Origin of the sequence: Halomonas sp. 3F2F, assembly GCF_014897805.1 — a bacterium.
Taxonomy (GTDB): domain Bacteria; phylum Pseudomonadota; class Gammaproteobacteria; order Pseudomonadales; family Halomonadaceae; genus Vreelandella.
Window position 1 is genome coordinate 124,519 of record NZ_JABUZE010000032.1, and the last position, 18,611, is coordinate 143,129.

The 18,611-nt window shown below is 50.7% G+C and carries 17 protein-coding genes; 3 read left to right on the top strand and 14 right to left on the bottom strand.

All coding sequences use genetic code 11. The features are described from left to right. Positions 1 to 13: 13 nt before the first annotated feature. Together INT21_RS03815 and INT21_RS03820 are read left to right on the top strand one after the other, a co-directional pair. A complete protein-coding gene (locus tag INT21_RS03815) occupies positions 14 to 1,201 on the top strand; it encodes a tyrosine-type recombinase/integrase (protein WP_193084861.1) in 1,188 nt (395 codons plus the stop codon). Between the two features lie 38 nt (positions 1,202 to 1,239). Beyond that, positions 1,240 to 1,656, top strand: a complete 417-nt coding sequence (locus INT21_RS03820; protein WP_038484250.1) for a SufE family protein — start codon at positions 1,240 to 1,242, stop codon at positions 1,654 to 1,656. A gap of 26 nt (positions 1,657 to 1,682) precedes the next feature. Here the strand turns inward: INT21_RS03820 and yidD are convergent, their stop codons facing one another. The 10 genes from yidD to gorA all read right to left on the bottom strand — a co-directional run bounded on the left by yidD (position 1,683) and on the right by gorA (position 10,671). Then, positions 1,683 to 1,958 (bottom strand): membrane protein insertion efficiency factor YidD, encoded by a 276-nt coding sequence (yidD, locus tag INT21_RS03825; RefSeq protein WP_205739042.1) that lies wholly within the window; start codon positions 1,956 to 1,958, stop codon positions 1,683 to 1,685. Between the two features lie 56 nt (positions 1,959 to 2,014). Then, entirely contained in the window at positions 2,015 to 2,482 is a 468-nt protein-coding gene (gene hisI / locus INT21_RS03830) for a phosphoribosyl-AMP cyclohydrolase (RefSeq protein ID WP_193084862.1), read from the bottom strand. After that, positions 2,482 to 2,931 (bottom strand): transcriptional repressor, encoded by a 450-nt coding sequence (locus INT21_RS03835; protein ID WP_038484256.1) that lies wholly within the window; start codon positions 2,929 to 2,931, stop codon positions 2,482 to 2,484. Before INT21_RS03835 ends, hisI begins: the two co-directional genes overlap by 1 nt. A 31-nt stretch (positions 2,932 to 2,962) precedes the next feature. Beyond that, positions 2,963 to 3,961, bottom strand: coding sequence for an alpha-L-glutamate ligase-like protein (locus INT21_RS03840; protein WP_038484259.1), 999 nt, complete (start codon positions 3,959 to 3,961; stop codon positions 2,963 to 2,965). Then, the gene (locus INT21_RS03845; RefSeq protein ID WP_193084863.1) at positions 3,958 to 5,481 is read right to left on the bottom strand and encodes an inactive transglutaminase family protein; all 1,524 of its coding nucleotides are present in this window, start codon (positions 5,479 to 5,481) and stop codon (positions 3,958 to 3,960) included. The genes INT21_RS03840 and INT21_RS03845 overlap by 4 nt, the downstream gene beginning before the upstream one ends. A gap of 38 nt (positions 5,482 to 5,519) precedes the next feature. After that, positions 5,520 to 6,359: an ATP-dependent zinc protease family protein gene (locus INT21_RS03850; protein ID WP_193084864.1), complete on the bottom strand. Its 840-nt coding sequence runs from the start codon at positions 6,357 to 6,359 to the stop codon at positions 5,520 to 5,522. A gap of 249 nt (positions 6,360 to 6,608) precedes the next feature. Continuing rightward, the gene (locus INT21_RS03855; RefSeq protein ID WP_009724424.1) at positions 6,609 to 7,007 is read right to left on the bottom strand and encodes an ectoine synthase; all 399 of its coding nucleotides are present in this window, start codon (positions 7,005 to 7,007) and stop codon (positions 6,609 to 6,611) included. 84 nt (positions 7,008 to 7,091) lie between these two features. Then, positions 7,092 to 8,360, bottom strand: coding sequence for a diaminobutyrate--2-oxoglutarate transaminase (ectB, locus tag INT21_RS03860; RefSeq protein WP_089038379.1), 1,269 nt, complete (start codon positions 8,358 to 8,360; stop codon positions 7,092 to 7,094). Between the two features lie 114 nt (positions 8,361 to 8,474). Further along, positions 8,475 to 9,053: a diaminobutyrate acetyltransferase gene (gene ectA / locus INT21_RS03865; protein ID WP_030072977.1), complete on the bottom strand. Its 579-nt coding sequence runs from the start codon at positions 9,051 to 9,053 to the stop codon at positions 8,475 to 8,477. Positions 9,054 to 9,288: 235 nt separating this feature from the next. Next, positions 9,289 to 10,671: a glutathione-disulfide reductase gene (gene gorA, locus INT21_RS03870; RefSeq protein WP_193084865.1), complete on the bottom strand. Its 1,383-nt coding sequence runs from the start codon at positions 10,669 to 10,671 to the stop codon at positions 9,289 to 9,291. A 172-nt stretch (positions 10,672 to 10,843) separates the two neighbouring features. Here gorA and can point away from each other — a divergent pair, with 172 nt between their 5' ends. Further along, positions 10,844 to 11,491, top strand: a complete 648-nt coding sequence (gene can, locus INT21_RS03875; RefSeq protein WP_089038381.1) for a carbonate dehydratase — start codon at positions 10,844 to 10,846, stop codon at positions 11,489 to 11,491. A gap of 39 nt (positions 11,492 to 11,530) precedes the next feature. On the opposite strand, the gene INT21_RS03880 is transcribed toward can, so the two are convergent. The 4 genes from INT21_RS03880 to tamA all read right to left on the bottom strand — a co-directional run bounded on the left by INT21_RS03880 (position 11,531) and on the right by tamA (position 18,611). Continuing rightward, a complete protein-coding gene (locus tag INT21_RS03880; protein ID WP_226912743.1) occupies positions 11,531 to 12,025 on the bottom strand; it encodes a c-type cytochrome in 495 nt (164 codons plus the stop codon). An 85-nt stretch (positions 12,026 to 12,110) separates the two neighbouring features. Continuing rightward, a complete protein-coding gene (gene msrA, locus INT21_RS03885; RefSeq protein ID WP_193084866.1) occupies positions 12,111 to 12,731 on the bottom strand; it encodes a peptide-methionine (S)-S-oxide reductase MsrA in 621 nt (206 codons plus the stop codon). A 9-nt stretch (positions 12,732 to 12,740) separates the two neighbouring features. Further along, positions 12,741 to 16,748 (bottom strand): autotransporter assembly complex protein TamB, encoded by a 4,008-nt coding sequence (gene tamB / locus INT21_RS03890; protein WP_193084867.1) that lies wholly within the window; start codon positions 16,746 to 16,748, stop codon positions 12,741 to 12,743. A 9-nt stretch (positions 16,749 to 16,757) separates the two neighbouring features. Then, positions 16,758 to 18,611, bottom strand: coding sequence for an autotransporter assembly complex protein TamA (gene tamA / locus INT21_RS03895; RefSeq protein WP_193084868.1), 1,854 nt, complete (start codon positions 18,609 to 18,611; stop codon positions 16,758 to 16,760).

An 18,611-nucleotide genomic window follows, 5' to 3' on the forward strand; every position in this document is an offset into this window, starting at 1 on the left:
GGGGAATGTGGCGATGCCCAGAGAGGTCGAAAAACAGCAAAAACACGTACGTGAAGGCCTAGAAAAGGGCAGCTGGCCTGACTTGCTGGCTAAGTCTTCCGTGCCCGTCACCCCAACGCAGCTAATTGATGCTCAAAACGACGTTGAGGCTGTTGCTGCGTGGCTTAGGGAGTACCAAGACAGCCCTCAGACATTGAAAAGTTATCGCCGAGAGGCGGAGCGCCTGCTGCTTTGGCTGTCCAGCCACAACACGTCGTTATGCGATATGAATCGTGAAATGTTGCGCCAGTACGAGGCTTTTTTGGCAGATCCTCAGCCAGCTGAGCAGTGGGTGGGGGCAAGTAAGCCTCGCTATCATGCGCAATGGCGACCTTTTCGTGGTGGGCTTTCGCCAGCAAGCCGGCGGCAAAGTCTGATTATTCTGCAGGGCTTATTTAGCTGGCTAGTGGAAGCAGGGTGGGTACGCCATAACCCATTTGTGCTAATGCGCGACAAGGCTAGGCGGCTGAATAACCAGGCTCAAACCATTGAGCGTTATCTAGAACGAGATCTTTGGGCATGGCTTTGGCAGTGGCTGAATGCGCCAACAGCGCCCGCCAGCGAACGAGAGGCATACGAGCAAGCGCGGCGACGGTTTATATTCAGCTTCGCTTATCTATTAGCACCTCGTATTAGTGAAATGGCTAACGCTCGGATGGATGACTTTCAGGAAAGCGAGGGGCGGTGGTGGTGGGTGGTGGTCGGTAAGGGGAGTAAGCTTGCACGTATTCCGGTGCCCGATGACATGCTTGAGTGTGTGCTCGAATGGCGGGAAGCGCTTGGGTTAGCAGGCCTGCCCAGTTATCACGAACCCGACCCTCTTATCCGTGCGTTAGATAAACGTCGTGGCATTAGCGATAACCAACTTTATCGGCTGATTAAAGGCGTATTTAGCGAGGCGGCTGATGCACTAGAAGCGCAAAATGGTAAGCCTGCCTATGTGAGTGCGCTGCGTCGTGCAACCCCCCACTGGCTGCGGCATACGGCGATTACACATCAAGCGCAATCGGGGGTAAGCCTGCGCTATTTAGCCGAGAGTGCGCGCCATTCTAAACTGGATACGACGAGTCGCTACTTACACACCGAAGATAATGAATGGCACCAAGAGCAGCAGCGTCATCGCTTGAAAACAGCCCCAAAAACGCCTTCTGACCCGTTATAATAGGCATGATATTGAGACACCAACCCAAAGGAAACGCCATGGCAACTTCAGGCGCTGAGCTGGCCCAGCAAGAACTGGTCGAAGAGTTTGAAATATTTGATAACTGGATGGATCGTTATCAATACATTATCGATATGGGGAAGCAACTGCCTGACTTTCCGGAGGAGCAGCGAACTGAAGAGTTTAAGATTCAGGGCTGCCAATCTAACGTGTGGATGTGCCACGAAGGGCAGGGCGACAAGCTTATCTTCAAGGCAACGTCGGATGCGGCCATCGTTTCAGGACTGATTGCGTTGCTGCTGAGAATCTATAGCGATCGCACACCTGATGAGATTAGCCAAACCGAGCCTCACTTCTTGAAAGATTTAGGTTTGGATAAGCACCTATCACCTACCCGCAGTAACGGCTTGCATGCCATGTTGGAGCGTATTTACCAAGTGGCAAAACAGTCTTAATTGTAAACGCGCATTGGAAAGCTTTCTCAGTGATGATGGTCGCACTTTGAGTGCGGCGGCGCCGTTAAGTCCGGGTCTTCACGACACAACTGCTCGCTTCTGCCACCAGGCACGGGATCGATACCACCGGCGCTGCCTGGGTGGCATCGCATAATACGCTTTATCGCCATCCAGCCGCCCTTGAAAGGGCCATGCACTTGAATGGCTTCAACGGTATAGGACGAGCAGCTTGGCCAGAAGCGGCAGCGCGGCCCCAGTAGGGGGCTAATGGTGTATTGATAGACCTTGATACAGCCAATCATGACGATGGCAAGGGCCTTCAAGGCCCAGTGCTTTGCTTGGGATAGCAGCTTTACCACTATTTCTTGCCGTAAAGCGCCGCTGGGTCGATAATCGGTTCGCTGGTAATCGTCGCACGCTGTTCGTTTACCGATAAGTAAAAACAGCTGCGTCGACCGGTGTGGCAAGCGGGTCCAGTTTGATCGACTTGCAGTAATAGCGTGTCACCATCGCAGTCGAGAGCCGCAGATTTCAGCTGCTGTTGTTGACCCGAGGTTTCACCTTTACGCCAGAGCTTTTTACGCGAGCGTGAATAGTAGCAAACACGCTGCGTTGCTAGCGTTTCTTCAAGTGCCTCGCGGTTCATCCACGCCATCATTAACACCTCACCCGAATCAAACTGCTGCGCAATGGCAGGCAGCAAGCCTTGTTCGTTAAAGTGTACTGCGTCAAGAAGCGCTTCGGTCCCGGGCAACGTATCGGAAGGGCTGGCAGATTCTAGGGCTTTGAATAGGTCGCGCGGGGCTAATTGGTCAAAACGTGACATTACTCGTTACTCGCTGATCGGCAATTTTGGCACAAGCCTTGAAGTTCTATCGTTTGGCGCTCGACGTTAAACCCTTGTCGTTTGGCTAATTCGGCCAGTTGAGCGCTTATTTCATCTAAGTGAAGCTCTTCAACATAGCCACAATGGCGACAAATCAACAGCTGAAACCCATGGGCATGCTCAGGGCAGGCGCAGGCAACGTAAGCGTTTTGTGACTCTATACGATGAACGAGACCTTGCTCGATAAGAAAGTCGAGAGCACGGTAAACTGTGGGAGGTCTTGCTGCGGCATGCTCAGTGGATAGCTGGTCTAACAAGTCATACGCTTTTAGGCCGCCACCATTCTCAGCAATCAGCTCTAATACTCGGCGACGAATAGGTGTAAATCTCACGCCTCGGGTATGGCACTGGGATTCCGCTTGTTGTAATAGCGTATTAGCTTCTGTCATTAGGGCACTCGTTGAACGGGATATGCGTAGTCTACGCCGTCGCCGAAGAAGTGTCAGGCGTTTCTACGAGTTCGCTTTGGCGGGCAAAGTGGTGTTGTGCAAACGCTACCCGTTCAGCGACGGGAACACCGTCAGGCTGCTGTTCGATCAGGTCAAGCCGACGACGAAGTCCTTCACCGTTGGTCATTTGGATAGCAAGCCCGGGGCGCGCATTAAGCTCAAGCAGCATGGGGCCATGCTTTCTATCTAGCACCATATCGGTGCCAAGATAGCCAAGCCCGGTCATCTCGTAGCAGCCTGCTGCCAGGTGGAGCAGGGTATCCCACTGTGGGACAACCAGACTTGCCAAGTCGTGACCTGTATCGGGATGGCTAAAGCATGGACGATCAAACTGCACTCCACGTAGGGCCGCGCCTGTGGCAATGTTCAGCCCAACACCCACGGCCCCCTGGTGAAGATTGGCCTTGCCATCCGACGCAGCGGTAGAAAGCCGCATCATGGCCATCACGGGATAACCTTTAAACACGATGACTCGAATGTCCGGTACGCCTTCATAGGTATAGGCCATCAGGCTTTCATCGAAATTGATCAGTGTTTCGATAACGGCGACATCCGGTGAGCCGCCTAGCGAATACAGCCCAGAAAGTATGTTCGAAACATGGCGCTCAATATCTTCAATCGACAAACTGACACCGCTTGGCTTGATAAAGATACCCTCTTGTACCTTTTCAATAACAAGTATGCCTTTTCCGCCACTGCCTTTGGCGGGCTTGATCACAAAGCCTGAATGGCCGCTCAGCATCTCACTGATATGCTTGACACCAAACTGAGTCGTTACCGTACCAATGAGCTCTGGCGTTGTGATGCCGTAACGTTGCGCAAGAAGCTTGGTTTTCAGCTTGTCGTCAACAAGCGGATATAAGCGTCGGGAATTATAGCGGCCAATGTAGCGAATATTTCGCCGATTCATGCCGATAATTCCCTTGTCTCTAAGTCGTGTCGGCCACGTCCAGTTCTTTAGCCAGCTCATGAGGATTTCTCTTCATCTGTAATTGGCTTAAAACGGCGAAGCTCCAATAAACGATAGCCCGTGTAATTACCAAGCAACAAGATGAGCGCCATCAGAATGAACTGAACGCCAAGGAAGTTAAAAGTAATGTGGCGAACCCAGGGGTTGTTCATGGCAAGGAACGCTAATACAGCGGTTAAGAGGCTGCCTCCGCCTTGAATCAGTACCTGCTTTGGCCCTTCCTCTTCCCAAAGAATCGACATCCGCTCAATCGTCCACGCCAGAATGATCATTGGGAAAAATGTGACGGTTAACCCCGAACTTAGGCCCATACGATAAGCAATGACAGTGAAAATTGAGATGATTGCTATGACCGTGATGATGACCACTGAAACCCTCGCTACCAGCAATAGATTGAGGTATGAAAGATAATTACGAATGATCAAGCCCATGGCCACAATCAGCAGGAAGCCAATTAAGCCCGTTAGCAGGGTAGTTTGAATAAACGCTAATGCAATCAGCACCGGCATAAACGTGCCCGACGTTTTTACCCCAACCAGCACGCGCAAAAACACCACTACCAGCGCGCCAATGGGAATCAGCAGAATCGTTTGGAAAAGTGCCTGCTCTTCCAAAGGAAGGCTATGGATAGAGAAGTTGAGTAGCGTGTCATCAGAGTAGTGATTGCGAACCGCCGCAGAAGCCGGTTGGTAATGTGTCAACATTGAAAAGGTGACACGCGAATTGGTTCCGCCCTGGACCTCTAGCACCGCGCGACCACCTGTTTCCCAGAGCAGAAGGTTGTCGGGTTTTCCTTGCTCGCCGGTAGTCGGGTTAAATAGCGTCCACGTTTCGGCAGATTCGTCGAACACTTGAATCCAACTGCTGAGGGTTTGTCGACGACGACCATCCTCCATCAATAGGCCGCTGACTTCCCTTGCATGAACACCCGCTTGGTTCAACAAACGCACAATCAGTGGCGATGGCTGTTCCTGGGCTAAGAGTAGTCGTGCATTTTCCCCTTGGCGTTCGCCATTAATATCTAAAATCAATTCTCTCGCAAAGGTGGCGTTATTGGCGCTACGTGCCCAAGCACGATCAATTAATTGGCTAGCGGCAGTGTCGTACGGGCTTTCCCAGGGCGGAACAGTCGATAATTCTGGTGGCGTTTGCACGGGTGAGCGCGCATCTGGCGAAACAAGCATTTGCACTGAATAGTAAAGCTGCTGGCTACCGGCGGCATTGCGAATAGTCCACTCAGCCTGACGACCTAGCTCATCTGCTTTGTAGGCAAGCCCATAGCCGGAAGACGCGGTGTTTTCCGTCAAAACCCGGTATCCGGCCTGATGAGAAGGCAGCGCTAGATCAACCTGCACAGGGCCGTCCTGGGCATTAAAGTTGATAACAGCTTCGATTTCCCATACTTGGCGTTGTTCGCCGGGTAGCCAGGGGATTTCGAACTGAACATGTCGATGCACACTGGCGGCAATACCAACCAACAGCAGTAGTCCAACGATCAAATAAAACGGCAACCGTGACATCATGATTCCTTTCAGCGAAAAACGGCGGGGGAGAGCTGTTACTCTTCAGTATCGTCTTGATCTGCTGCTTCATCTTCAGCGGCTTGATCGGCAGGTTCACCGCCAGGGAATTCTGGACGTTCGTAAAGATAGGTTTGAGCAACATCAATAGTGGCAATATCCATCATGAATCGCCGTCCTAACAGCACTGGGTAGTCCAAATGGGTGCGATTATTAAGCGTGAACTCAACGTTTTCGCGGATTGGGCCCAAGGTCATTAACAGTGAGATCACTGGGCGAGACTCTTCACCAGATGCCTGAACAATACGCACCCTACGTACAATTGGCGCTTCGATCCATTCATCACGCACGCGATCTACGACCACGTCATCGTCATTTAGTGCCAACTTAAAGCGCACCCAATTTTCACCATCACGTTCAAAGCGGGTAATTTCGGATGCTGATAGTGATGACGTGTTGGCTCCAGAATCAACGCGCGCCTTCAAATAAGTGCCAACACTGGGTAAACCAACCCATTCACTGCGGCCCAACAGTGTTTTGTTGTCTTGAGTGGCATCAACATCGCACTCTTCACGAACAATAACGGGATCTTCACCGCGAGCTTGTAGGCCAGCCACATCTTGGCGCAAATAGCGCAACAGGCTACCGACTTCGCGAACATCAGCTGTTAACGCTCGCTGTTGGTTAAGCTGCTGCTCGTGCAGTCGTGTAGACGCGGATGCACACTGCTGAGCAAGAGAGGTTTCAAGTTCAAGGATGCGGGTGTTAAAAGACGCTTCGCTTAATGGCGGTGGCTCATTCGTTTCTGGCGGTGTCACAGCACAGCCTGCAAACGAAAGCGACAAACCAGCCATTAGACACAATACACCTGAGCGCATAACGTGAGATATCCTTAAACAAGAAGAGCATGAATGATAAGGAGAAGGACATTGTATTGTCCAACTTGATCCGCTGGTTTTGGAACTTTTATTTGCCTAATTTAACATAATATATATTATGCGAACCCGCATGATCTCACAGGCATCACGTTAAAATCCTAATCATCAATGACAACCCTCATAAAAAACAGCCTGCTTTTTAAGCAGGCTGTTTTGTCATTAGCCAATCCGTAACGCTAACGTTAGGCCTTACTCACCAGCGGGTGCAGCGTATGAGCCGTCTTCCTGGTGTACTTCATTACCGGTAATGGCTGGCGTGAAGACGCATGCGACGGTCATGCCTTTTTCTTTACCGCGTAACAGATGTTCGTCGTGCTGATCCAGCAGATAAATATCGCCTGCTTTGATCGGCCAGATTTTGCCATCGGCTAGGGTTTCTACTTCGCCTTCGCCTTCATAGCAAAACACAGCTTCATAGTGGTTTTTGTAATGAATATGCGTCTCAGTGCCTGGGAAAATACGGGTAATATGAAATGAAAAACCCGCATTATCATTGGCTAGAACAAGACGCGTGCTGTCCCAATTGCCATTCTCGGCGGTGACAAGACGATCTGTTTTACGTGCTTCTTCAAGATTACGAACGATCATAGAATTGCTCCGTTATGAGGCACTTGGTATTAACCGAAGCGGCCCAGTGCTGAATCGATGCTGCAAAATTAGCCTAACTCTACATCACGCTTGGATAACAGCATTGACTGAGGCTTCTAGAATATCCAGCGCTTCCAGCAAGTCCTCATCACTAATGGTCAGCGGGCATAGGCATTTCACTACTTCGCCGTCTTGGCCGCTGGTCTCAATAATAAGGCCATGCTCAAATGCTTTGCTGGTGATCTTGTCGGCAATATCACCAGAGACAACATCAATACCGCGCATGAGGCCGCGTCCACGTTCAGTGGCAGGCATGCCGTTCTCACTGAGTAAGGCTGCCAGCTTTTGGAAACGTTCTTCAACAATACGCGCTTTGCGCTGAACATCACGCTCAAAAACATCATTTGACCAATATTTTTTGAGCGCAGCCGTGGCGGTCACCATCGCCAGGCTGAAACCACGGAACGTGCCGTTATACTGACCAGGCTTCCATTTATCAAGCTCTGGACGCATCAATACATGGGCAAATGGCAGCCCGAATCCAGAGAGTGATTTTGAGTTCGTCACGATATCAGGCGTGATGCCCGCGTGTTCAAAGCTAAAGAACTTACCCGTGCGGCCACAGCCTGCTTGGATGTCGTCGATGATCAACAGAATATCATGGGCGTGACAGATACTTTCTAAACGCTTGAGCCACTCAAGGCCTGCCACGTTAATACCGCCCTCGCCTTGCACGGTTTCGACAATAACACCTGCCGGTATATCGAGGCCGCCAGATTTGTCGTTAAGTAATTTCTCGAAGTAATCCAGCGTATCCGCATGCTCTCCCATATAACCATCAAAGGGTAAAAAGCTTGCGCCCTGTGTGGGAATGCCACCGGTCGCTTCGCGGAACTTGCGGTTACCCGTGGTTGCCAGTGCTCCCATGGTGACGCCGTGGAAGCCGTTGGTGAAGGTCACAATGTTATGGCGACCTTTAGCAACACGGGCCAAACGGATGGCCGCTTCTACTGCGTTAGTGCCTGTCGGACCAGGCAGATGTACCTTGTAGTCTAAGCCACGCGGTTTGAAGATGACTTCTTCAAGGGTTTCCAGGTAATCACGCTTTGCAGCGGTCCACATATCCAGGCCATGAACAATGCCATCTGTTGACAGATAGTCGATCATTGCTTGTTTGAGATGTGGGTTATTGTGGCCGTAATTGAGCGTGCCGGCACCGGCTAGGAAATCAATGTACTCACGTCCATTCTCGTCCGTTAAACGAGCATTCTGGGCTTTCGTAAACACAACGGGGAATGAGCGCGAATAAGTACGTACGTTAGATTCCATGCGTTCAAGCGTTTGGGTCTGCATTAACGACCTCCTTTTTAAATCATTGAGCCAAGCGTAGGACAAACTGGCGGAAACAGCGGTAACACGTAACCAGCTAGCAAGAACCGCGTATTGGGCAATAGCTGGTCCGTTCCGTTACATGCTGTCTGTTTGAAATGGACCTATACGAACTAGGTTTTCAGGATCATGCTCCCCACCGAGTTGTTCGGTAGAGAAATATTCACGGCTATTTAAAGGGGCTTGCCAGCGTGCAGCTAAGCGGCGAAATAAGCCCCAAGAGGCCTGATTGTCTGGAGTGATCGTCGTTTCCAGATGATGCACATTATCAAGTTCTGGACGCGACATAATGGCTTCGACTAAGCGGCGCGCCAAGCCTGTACCACGTGCTTTTTCACCGACGGCAACCTGCCATAGAAAGTAGGTATCCGGCGCGTTGTCTTTCACATAGCCAGATACAAATCCTACTATCTCGCCCTCTTCATTTGTCGCGACCGCACAGGTGTCGCGAAACTGAGTTGCCAACAGTAAATAAGCATAAGCAGAATTAACATCAAGCGGCGGGCAAGCTTTTATCAACTCGTAGACGCCCCAACCATCATCTGCATTCGGCTTGCGAATAAATAACGGAGTAGATGCATGCCCGACCACAGCATCAGCGACTGTTGGGCGTGCAAGGTCTGCAGAAGGGGTAAAAGGTGTTATTGGCGTGCTCATGGTTATGCTTCGCTGTAGCGAATTTGAGCGCCATTATAACAGCTGATTATGAGCAATTCAAAAATCATATTATTCATCCTGTCCTTTTCCATAATTTTTGGTTATCAAAGGCGTCTCTACCTGCAAAAATCAGCTGAAAGAGCCGCTGTATTGGAAGAGTTTAGATCAACCTCACATAGCTGCGAGACAAAAAAGGCGAGCTAATGCTCGCCTTAAAAATGTAAATTTTATGTAATCAATTGCGCGTAGCTGTTCTCATTGTCACAAACTCTTCCGCACCTGTTGGATGGATGCCGATGGTACGATCAAAATCTTCTTTTGTAAGCCCAGCTCTGACCGCAATGGCGATCCCTTGTATTAATTCACCGGCCTCTTCACCGACCATGTGAGCCCCTACGACAACATCTGTCGCGTCATCAACGATTAGCTTCATTAAAGTGCGTTCTTGGCTACCAGACAAGGTGTGTTTCATTGCTTTAAAGTCCGCGCTATAAACGCGAATCTTGCCAATGTTTTCTCTGGCAGCCTCTTCAGATAGCCCTACCGTCCCAATATTGGGATGACAAAAAACCGCCGTAGGAATCGTGGCGTAGTCCAGCGGTTTAGGCAGTGTTTCATTGAAGTGGATATCGACTAACTGCATCGCCTCAGCCAGGGCTACGGGCGTCAATTCAGGCCCCTGGGTCAAATCGCCAAGCGCCAAGATTGAAGGGACCGCCGTCTCGTAGCGCGCATTTACTGGGATTTTTCCACTGCTATCAAGATGAATACCCAATGCTTCAAGCCCTAGCCCCTGCGTATTGGCATTACGTCCTGTCGCTGCTAAGACGGCATCTACCTCTTGAACATCACCGTTAGTTAAATACACGTTAAACGCCGAGCCATTGGGTTCAATCCGTTCAATATTGGTATTGAAATGCAGATTGACGCCTTTTTTGCTCATTTCATCGCGGGTAAAAGCTCGAACTTCTTCATCAAACCCTTTTAGAAACAGCTCTCCACGATAAATCAAATGTGTTTCACTACCGAGGCCGTTAAAAATGCTCGCGAATTCGACCGCAATATAGCCGCCTCCCAAAACCAGAAACCGCTCTGGAAAAGCGTCAAGGTCAAATATCTGGTTTGAAGTGACTGTGTATTCACTGCCAGGAAAATCAGGTACCCATGGCCAACCACCTGTCGCTAGCAGTATCTTTTGTGCGGTTACTTGGGTAACGCCTTCTTCAGAAGCCAGTGAAACGCTGTGTGCCCCTGTCACGGTTGCTCTAGCATGAAGCAGTACGACTCCCGCGCCCTCTAACATCCGCTGATAAATGCCATTAAGCCGTTTTATTTCACTGGTTTTATTATCGCGTAGCACTGACCACTCAAAGACAGCAGGCCCAGGCAACTGCCATCCAAAGCCTGCGGCATCATCGAAGCTGTCGTGAAAGTGAGCCGCATAGGAGTACAGTTTTTTAGGCACGCAGCCGACATTGACACAGGTGCCGCCCAAGTAACGATCTTCTGCTATAGCAACTCTGGCACCGGTTGCGGCTGCCATTCGTGCGGCGCGAACACCCCCTGACCCTGCTCCAATTACCAATAAATCGTATTCATATTCCGCGTTATCTGCCATGTGCTATTCCTATCCTGAACCATTGCATGTACTTATCGGTCATGTACTTACCGACAACGGTCGTTAAGCACAAAGATTGACCTTAGATTCTGAGAAGGTTAAAACCCCTCTCTCTGTACCCTAGTTTGCTCTATCTTGAACCTAACAGCTCCTAACCTGTGACGGAGATCCAATGTCTAACGCTATTGAAACACTGCTTGATAATAATCGCGCCTGGGCAGAGCGTATGTGTGAGGAAGATCCTGATTACTTTAAACGCCTTTCCAATCAGCAAAACCCTGATTACCTCTGGATTGGTTGTTCTGACAGTCGTGTGCCTGCTAACCAAATTATTGCCCTTCCGCCAGGCGAAGTTTTTGTCCATCGTAATGTCGCTAACCTGCTCCACCATACCGATATGAACGCACTGTCAGTTGTGCAGTTTGCGGTGGATGTACTTAAGGTCAGTCATATCATGATTGTGGGGCACTACGGTTGTGGTGGCATTAAGGCGGCAGTAACCGGCGGTGAGTGCGGAGTCGTCGATTACTGGCTGCATTCGGTGCGCGAACAGTATAACCATCACCGTAATACGCTTGAACATTTACCAATGGAAGAGCAAATTGACCGCATGTGCGAATTGAACGTAAAGGCTCAAGTTAATAGCTTGTGCCGAACCAAAATTCTGCAACGTGCCTGGCAGAGAGGCCAAGATATTTCAGTGCATGGTTGGGTCTATGGGTTGAGCGACGGCCGTGTAAAAGATCTCAAATGCACCATAACTGGCCTGGAGCAGGTTGAGACCCTTTATCGTATCGACCGCCTTCAACAAAGCGACTGACACCATCTGTGCCTATCGCTCTGATGACATCGATCTCGGTCAGTTATAGCGGTAGGCGCGATGACAGCTTTTACAGCTTAAGCCAACATCAGAAAATGCTCGCGTGGCCGCGCGATAGTCCTCTTGCTCGGCCGCATCGATTAGCGTCGCCACTTTTTGCTCAAGATCCGTAAATCCCGCTGCGAAATCTTCCCACTCTTCCCAGATTTCTGGGCGAGCGTCAGACCCACGCCCATGAGTGCCGACAATAAACGCGGGCAAAAAATGAGCTTGAGTCGCTTGTTCCTGAAGCGTTGCTAACCGCGGCGCGGCTCCGCGTGCATCCTGGTTATTCACCAAGTCAAAACGCAGCTGACGCAGAAGGCTTTCTAGCTCTTTCAATTCATCCTGACGCCATATGACCGCTTCTCGCTCACTTGCAAACGGGCTCTCTTCAACCGTTTGTGGCGCTGGAACGGCATCTTCAGTAACTTCCTCTGCCATGGTCGGCGTAGTAATTGCAGCAAAGACGACCAGGGCCCAAACCGAAGGCATGAGCCATGAACGTTTTAAAGTATGTGGCATTTTACTGACCTTATTACTGACCTTGTGATGGAGTACTTGGCTCTTCTCACCACGACTAACCGATGGGGCAAGTAACGCCAGTACCTTTGAGCCCGCAGTAACCAGCGGGGTTCTTGTCTAAATACTGCTGATGATAAGCCTCCGCGTAGTAAAAAGTATTCAGCGGCTTGATCTCGGTAGTAATAGTACCTCGGCCAGCCTCATCGAGCGCCTTTTGATAGGCATTGGCACTCTTTTCAGTAGCCATCAACTGAGCAGCCGTTGTTGTGAAAATGGCAGAGCGGTACTGGCTACCCACATCGTTGCCTTGACGATTGCCTTGAGTAGGGTCGTGCTGTTCCCAAAAAATTTGCAACAGCGTAGCCAAGGATGTGGCACTGGGGTCGTATACCACTCGAACTACCTCGGTATGGCCTGTTTGTCCCGTACACGTTTCTTGATAAGTTGGGTTTGGTGTTTCTCCCCCGGCATAACCGGCGGCAGTGACGTAAACTCCCGGCACTTGCCAAAACAGGCGTTCAACGCCCCAAAAGCACCCCATGCCTAACACAATTTCTTCATACCCTGCTGGGAAAGGAGGGTGAAGTGAGTGGCCTGTAACGGTATGTACGCTGCTCGTTTCAATCGGCGTTACGCGGCCAAGTGGTGCTGAATTTGCTTTAGAAAATAGCGTCATAACGCCCTCTTATTGCCGTGGATAAATCGTAGGGTCACCTGACCGAGTAAATGTGTAGATTAAGTCGACGGCTTGATTTGCGCCTGATACTGCCTGCACATATAGATTGCGCCAAAGTGTGTAGCGTAATGTCAGTTCTGCAATGGGCGAGAAAATGCCAACACCGTAGCTAATCCGGATATCGTCGGTTAACTGCCCTGTCAGCGCCACTTGGCTATTGTCACCTGCCCCAGTGGTATCCAAGGTCAAATCGCTAATACCAAACGCTTCCCCAATGGAGCCAACGGCTCCGCCTGTCTTACCGAGAGACATGCCGATTAAGGCGGTAGTAAGCGCACTATCAATCCCTCCTCCAGCAGCATCGGGTGCACGCCCTCTCAATAAATATGACAGCGCACGGGTTTCATCCATTGCTGGTTCAGAAAAGATCAGTAAGTTGGGCTCTTCTGCATTGCCACTAACACGAATGCCAGCAATAACCTCATCTTCCGTGATATCAGGATTACGAATTGCTTCGAAATCGAGAATTGGCAGCCCTGGAGGGCCGCTGAATATCAGCTGTCCACGGCGAATCAGCAGATCCTGACTAAAGGCTTTAAAACGACCATTGATAAGGTTGACATCACCAAACAGCTGAAGTGCACCGCTGCCTTGACGAATTTCTAACGTGCCACCCAAATCAGAATTAAGCCCATATGCTGATATTTGCATATCACGGCCCAAGGTTAGTGTGATGAGCACATCAATGTCCATTCCTGATTGTGAAAGCTCATCAGCAGCGCTTGGCTCGCCATTGGCAGTCCGTTGCTGAGCCACTCGCTCAGCTTCTCGATCATCGCGCTCGGTGATAATGACTTCGTCAGAGCTTGGGCTAACAGCTGAGGCAGGAAGATCGCCAACTTCTAAGCGCGCCCATGGTAGATCGACATTGCCACGTACTTGCAAGCGATCCGGTGTTACACGAATGCGGATATCAGGCGCTGCTTCTAAACGCCCAAACTGTGGCAAAACGATTAATAATGGCTCCTGAGTCGCGTTAACATCGACACCAATACGCCAGTCGTCGCCTGCAGGAAAGTAAGCATCCCCAGCGATATTCAAGCGACCACGTTCAGCAGCAACAAAACCATTTATGTCCCCTTGTTCGCCGTCAAACGCAACGACCAGCTCGCCATCTTTGATATCGATAGGAATATCTGGGCCATGAACGCTTAGATTACGAAGCGCAAGCTGCCCCTGTAAATCGGGCTGACTGGTGGTTCCTGCAATTTGTATACGGCCATTTAAGTCGCCCTCTAAGCGATCCATGCCCACCACCAACGGGCGGTAAGGTGCTAAAGAAAGCGCTTGGGCGCTTAGCTCGCCACTAAGACCACCACGACCAAGTGGATCACTAATGCTGAGATCGAGTGCCAGCTCACCAGCATCTGCAAACGACAGTACAATATCGGCATCAGCTTGAGCCTGACTGGCGTCTAACTGCGTGTTTAAACTAATCACAGGAAGCTGTACGGGCTGGCCGTAATCGTTGACTGCCGTAATCGCTAACTCACTTAATACCTGAACATCGGCTTGCCACTGAGCCCCGCCTTGGCGCCAAGCTGCAACAATGTCTGCTGTCGTATCACCCTCAAAGCTCCACTCTTCTGGCAATAAAGGCTCGAGTGCTTCCATCGGCACTTCTCTGATGCTCAACACCGCGCGCCCTTGGTCGGCCGATGCGGCAATCTGTTCTTGCGAACAAACAAGCCCTCCTTCTTCGCGACGCACACAGAAAGGTGAGAGTTGCGCTTGGCCGTTAGCTAGGTTGTAACGAATATCAAGAGGGGCTTCTAAACGTAGATTGCCGAACTCGGAGTCGATTTCCAGCGGTGTTAGTTGGCCCTGATACTGCTGCGCTTGTTGATCAAAACGCCCATCTAGCGCTACAAGTGCACGGCTTAGCATGTTATCGGCTTGGCCGTCGATACTGACAGTGAGTGCGTGCTGAGATAGGCGTCCGTTAAGCTCAAGGGCAATACTCGAAAATGCCTGCCCACCTGCATTGACTTGCTGCAAACCAAGGTTAATGTCTAGCGTTGGGTCTTCGATTCCCTCGATATTGCTGGTCAGTGATAACGTTTCAATACGGTTTTCGGCAAACTGCAAATCACGGCCAGTTAATTCGGCTTCCACCTTAGGTTGGCTAATGCTACCTCTGGCCAGAATATTACCTGTTAATGTCCCCGCTAAGTCTGGATGCAGCGTTTGTAATTGTCGCAATGCAATCTCGGTATCTAGCGACATGGCTTGCTCACTAACTTGACCAGAGGCCGTTAACCGGTTGTCTCCCTGAGTGAAAAGTAGTTCTTGGATATCTACTTCAAGCGCACTGTTAGCCTCTAAAGAGGCTTGAAGCGCCAAGGGATACTCCTGGAGCTCCCCAGTAATATCGAGGACTGGCAGGCTGACTTCCCATAGCTCGCCGGTTTGACGCACACTAGCGGTAATGTCGCCATTGAGATTGCCGTTGAGCTGTTCGACAAACAGCGATGGATCGAATTGATCCAGTCGGATGGTGGTATCAACCCGTAGTGACGAAGCCCAATTCACTTCCCCTTCACTACTGAGCGAACTGTCATCAATCGTTAGGGTTAGCGGCGTCCAGCGGAACGATGAAAGATCTCCGTTGCCACTGAGTCGAATATCGGTGGCCGGCACTTGCGGGCCTTGAGCGTTTAAGGAAAGCGTTGTCTGGTACGCTTCCAAGCTGCCGCTAGCAACGATGTCTATATCTTCAACAACATAGGGTTCTGCCGATGACTCATCGCTACTAGGTTGTGTGAGTGGCCACTGTAGGCGGTTACTCTGCAGTCTTACATTGAAGGGTAGCGTCGGTGCCAGCGCATCGACTTGAGCCTCCAGTGTTGCATTAACGACACCGGATGCCCCTAAACTGGCTGCCAGCTCATCTAGGGATCCTGACAGTTCCAAAACAAGCTCTTCGCCACTTAGCTCAGGAAATATTTCGGGTAAAAACAAGGTTGTTGTTAATCGAGCATCTAACGGATAGCTGCCTGATAATGTGGCGTTGGCTGTTAAGTTCGCCTCGGCATCAGGTGTAAGTAACTCTAATGAGCGGAGCGCTATTTGGTTGCCTTCAGCACTCGCAACCACGGCTAATTTTTCGACTTGGTAATCAACGGCTCCGCTGACAGTGACGTCAGTCACGGTGAAGGATGCTAAGTCGATATCAATGGGCAGCATTATTTCAGGCAGCTCAATGCGCTGCCGTTCTGTTAAGGCTTCGACCGCTTGCTCAGGTTCTGCTATGACCGGTTGGGTAGCCATAACCGCACCATCAATAGCAGATGCATGTAACGGTGTCTGGATACCTTCTGTTAGTTGAGTGCCTGCCGTGGGAGGCAAGTACACGGTTGGCTGCATGAGCGTGGTGGGCGCGATACTGACAAGATGTTGCTGCGCGGTAATCGCGGTTGAAAACGACTCCCAGCCGACGCGAGTTCCATCAGCTAGCTGCAGTTGGACGTTAGTGAACTCAACTGAACGTAGTTCAATAGGAAAAGGCAGTTGGATGCTAGGCATCCCATCAGATTCTGGTGAGTCTGGCTCCGCTTCAGTGCTCTCGCCCAAACGTATATCTGCGCCTTCTACATGAAGTTTGTCCAGGCAAAGCTTACCTGACAGCACACAATCTTCAGCCCAGGCCAGCTCAAGGCTGTCGACGTTGATGCGTGTCTCACCAAGCGATAGTTGAAAACCGCGCAATGCAAACTGGTCAAGCAGTGCGCCTTCTTGGTGTTCATACGTAAAGAAGCCCCGTTGCTCCCCTTGAGAAAACAGTTGACCTGTTCCCCAAGGGGAGAGCGCAACGCCGAGTAGCAGAGCGACCAGACCAAATAGCCAGAGTGGCAGCACAATGACTAACCGTACAAGACTCCACAAAAACAACCCAATGCGATGTTTAACTGAGAGCGGTTGACGCTTGATAGATGCCGCTTTTGCAACCTTAGCCAAAATGCTCTCCTAAAATTCCGGTCCGATGGAAAAATGCAGGCGCCAATCGTCTTCATCGTCAAATGGGTGTGCTACATCAAGTCGGATAGGGCCCACAGGGGAAATCCAGCGTACGCCAACCCCTGCGCCCGTCTTTAACTCTTCTGGCCCCCAATTATCGAAGGCATCTCCAGTATCGACAAAAGTGGCTCCCCACCAGTCGCCAGTCACGCGACGCTGGTACTCTAGAGTCGAGGTCAGCATTTGCTGGCCGCCACGTAACAGCCCTTCTTCATTTCGCGGAGATAGGCTTTCGTAGGAGTAACCCCGGACACTTCGGTCACCGCCCGCAAAAAAGCGTAACGAAGGAGGCAGTTTATCGAAATTATCTGTTTCGATAGCGCCGATACTTAGCCTTGCCGAAAAACGATTATCATCGCCAATGGTGCGAATCCATTCTGTGTCACCCGTCATACGCGCGAACTTGGCATCGGATCCCCATATCGTGTCTGAATACTCGAGCGATAATTGTTGCCTATCTCCCCAAAGCGGAAACCGCTGAGGACGCGTTCTTGTACGGGACCACTGAATGCCTGGATAAAACAGCAATACTTCATCTGAGACTCCCCCTTGGGTGAAGTCTTCATAGGTCGTACGGAAGTAAAGTGTTTGTACCCAGCGATTTTCAAACTCCCATCGACGAGCGATTTCCACGGTACCCTCTAACGACTGGGTATCGCCATCATCCAGGTTACGCACGCCATATTGCAGACGATAGCTATCGCGTAACGGGTCTTCTAACGGGATATTGTAAGTCCCTGTGAAGCGCTGGTCGGGGGCTGAAACATACAGATCATGATCCAGGCTATGGCCAAAGCGGTTAATCCATGGCTGTTTCCAGCCAAAGCGCATGCGCGGCCCTACGTCAGTTGCAAAGCCAATCCCGACTTCAAATTGATGGCGATCGGCAGGCTCTACACTTACGTCAATAGGCAGACTGGTATCGTCCCGCTGAGTGACACTAAGTGCGCTGACAAGCGCTGCGCTGGACAGCCTAGGGCGTTGAGGCTGCGATGCCGTTGCTTCATTCCACCACGGTGAGCTTCCTGTTGGCGGCGATAGGGTCAGCTCCCGCGCTGTCTCTAAACGTGGTCGTACCGTCACAGAGCTGAACCATTCTGTCTCAGCTAAACGTTGATTATAGCGGGCTATCGATTCCGCTAGATAAGGCTCCCCTGCTTCAAAGGTCTGCATTTGAAGCAAACGCTCAGGTTCGATATGACTGCCTGAAATAGTCGTATTGCCAAATTGATAGCGTGGGCCGCTGTCGAAATCCATATAGAGACGAGCGCTTTCAAGGTATGGCCTTATTTCCATTCGGCGGTCAGTAAACCCCCAGTCGAAATAACCACGCTCAAGTGCTAGACCTGAAAACTGGTTGCGTAGGCGATCCCATGGGGCATGCCGTAGTGTATCGCCTTCCTTCAAGGGAAATGCATCGAGTGCTTCCTGAAACGGAGGGTCATCGCTTGCTTCACCGCTGATATTGACAGAAAGCACGTCGATTTTGACCGGCGAGCCGGGTTCTATGCGAAGTGTGATAGGTGAGCTATCAACATCAACCGTAATGTCAGACTCGTAGTAGCCGAAAACGCGCATGGCTTCTTGCGCACGCTTTCGTATTTCGCCTTCCAAACGGATATCGGTGTACTGATCTTCGTCAATGTTCTGTAAATAGGCATCAATATTGTCCTCTACTTCACTACTGACACCATCGATTGACGCGTTAAGTGCCCATACGGGAGCTGACCACGTTACAAGAAGCGGTAAAACCACCTCACGAGTCGCTTGTTTAACGGTAGGCCATCGCCGTATTCTTTCCAT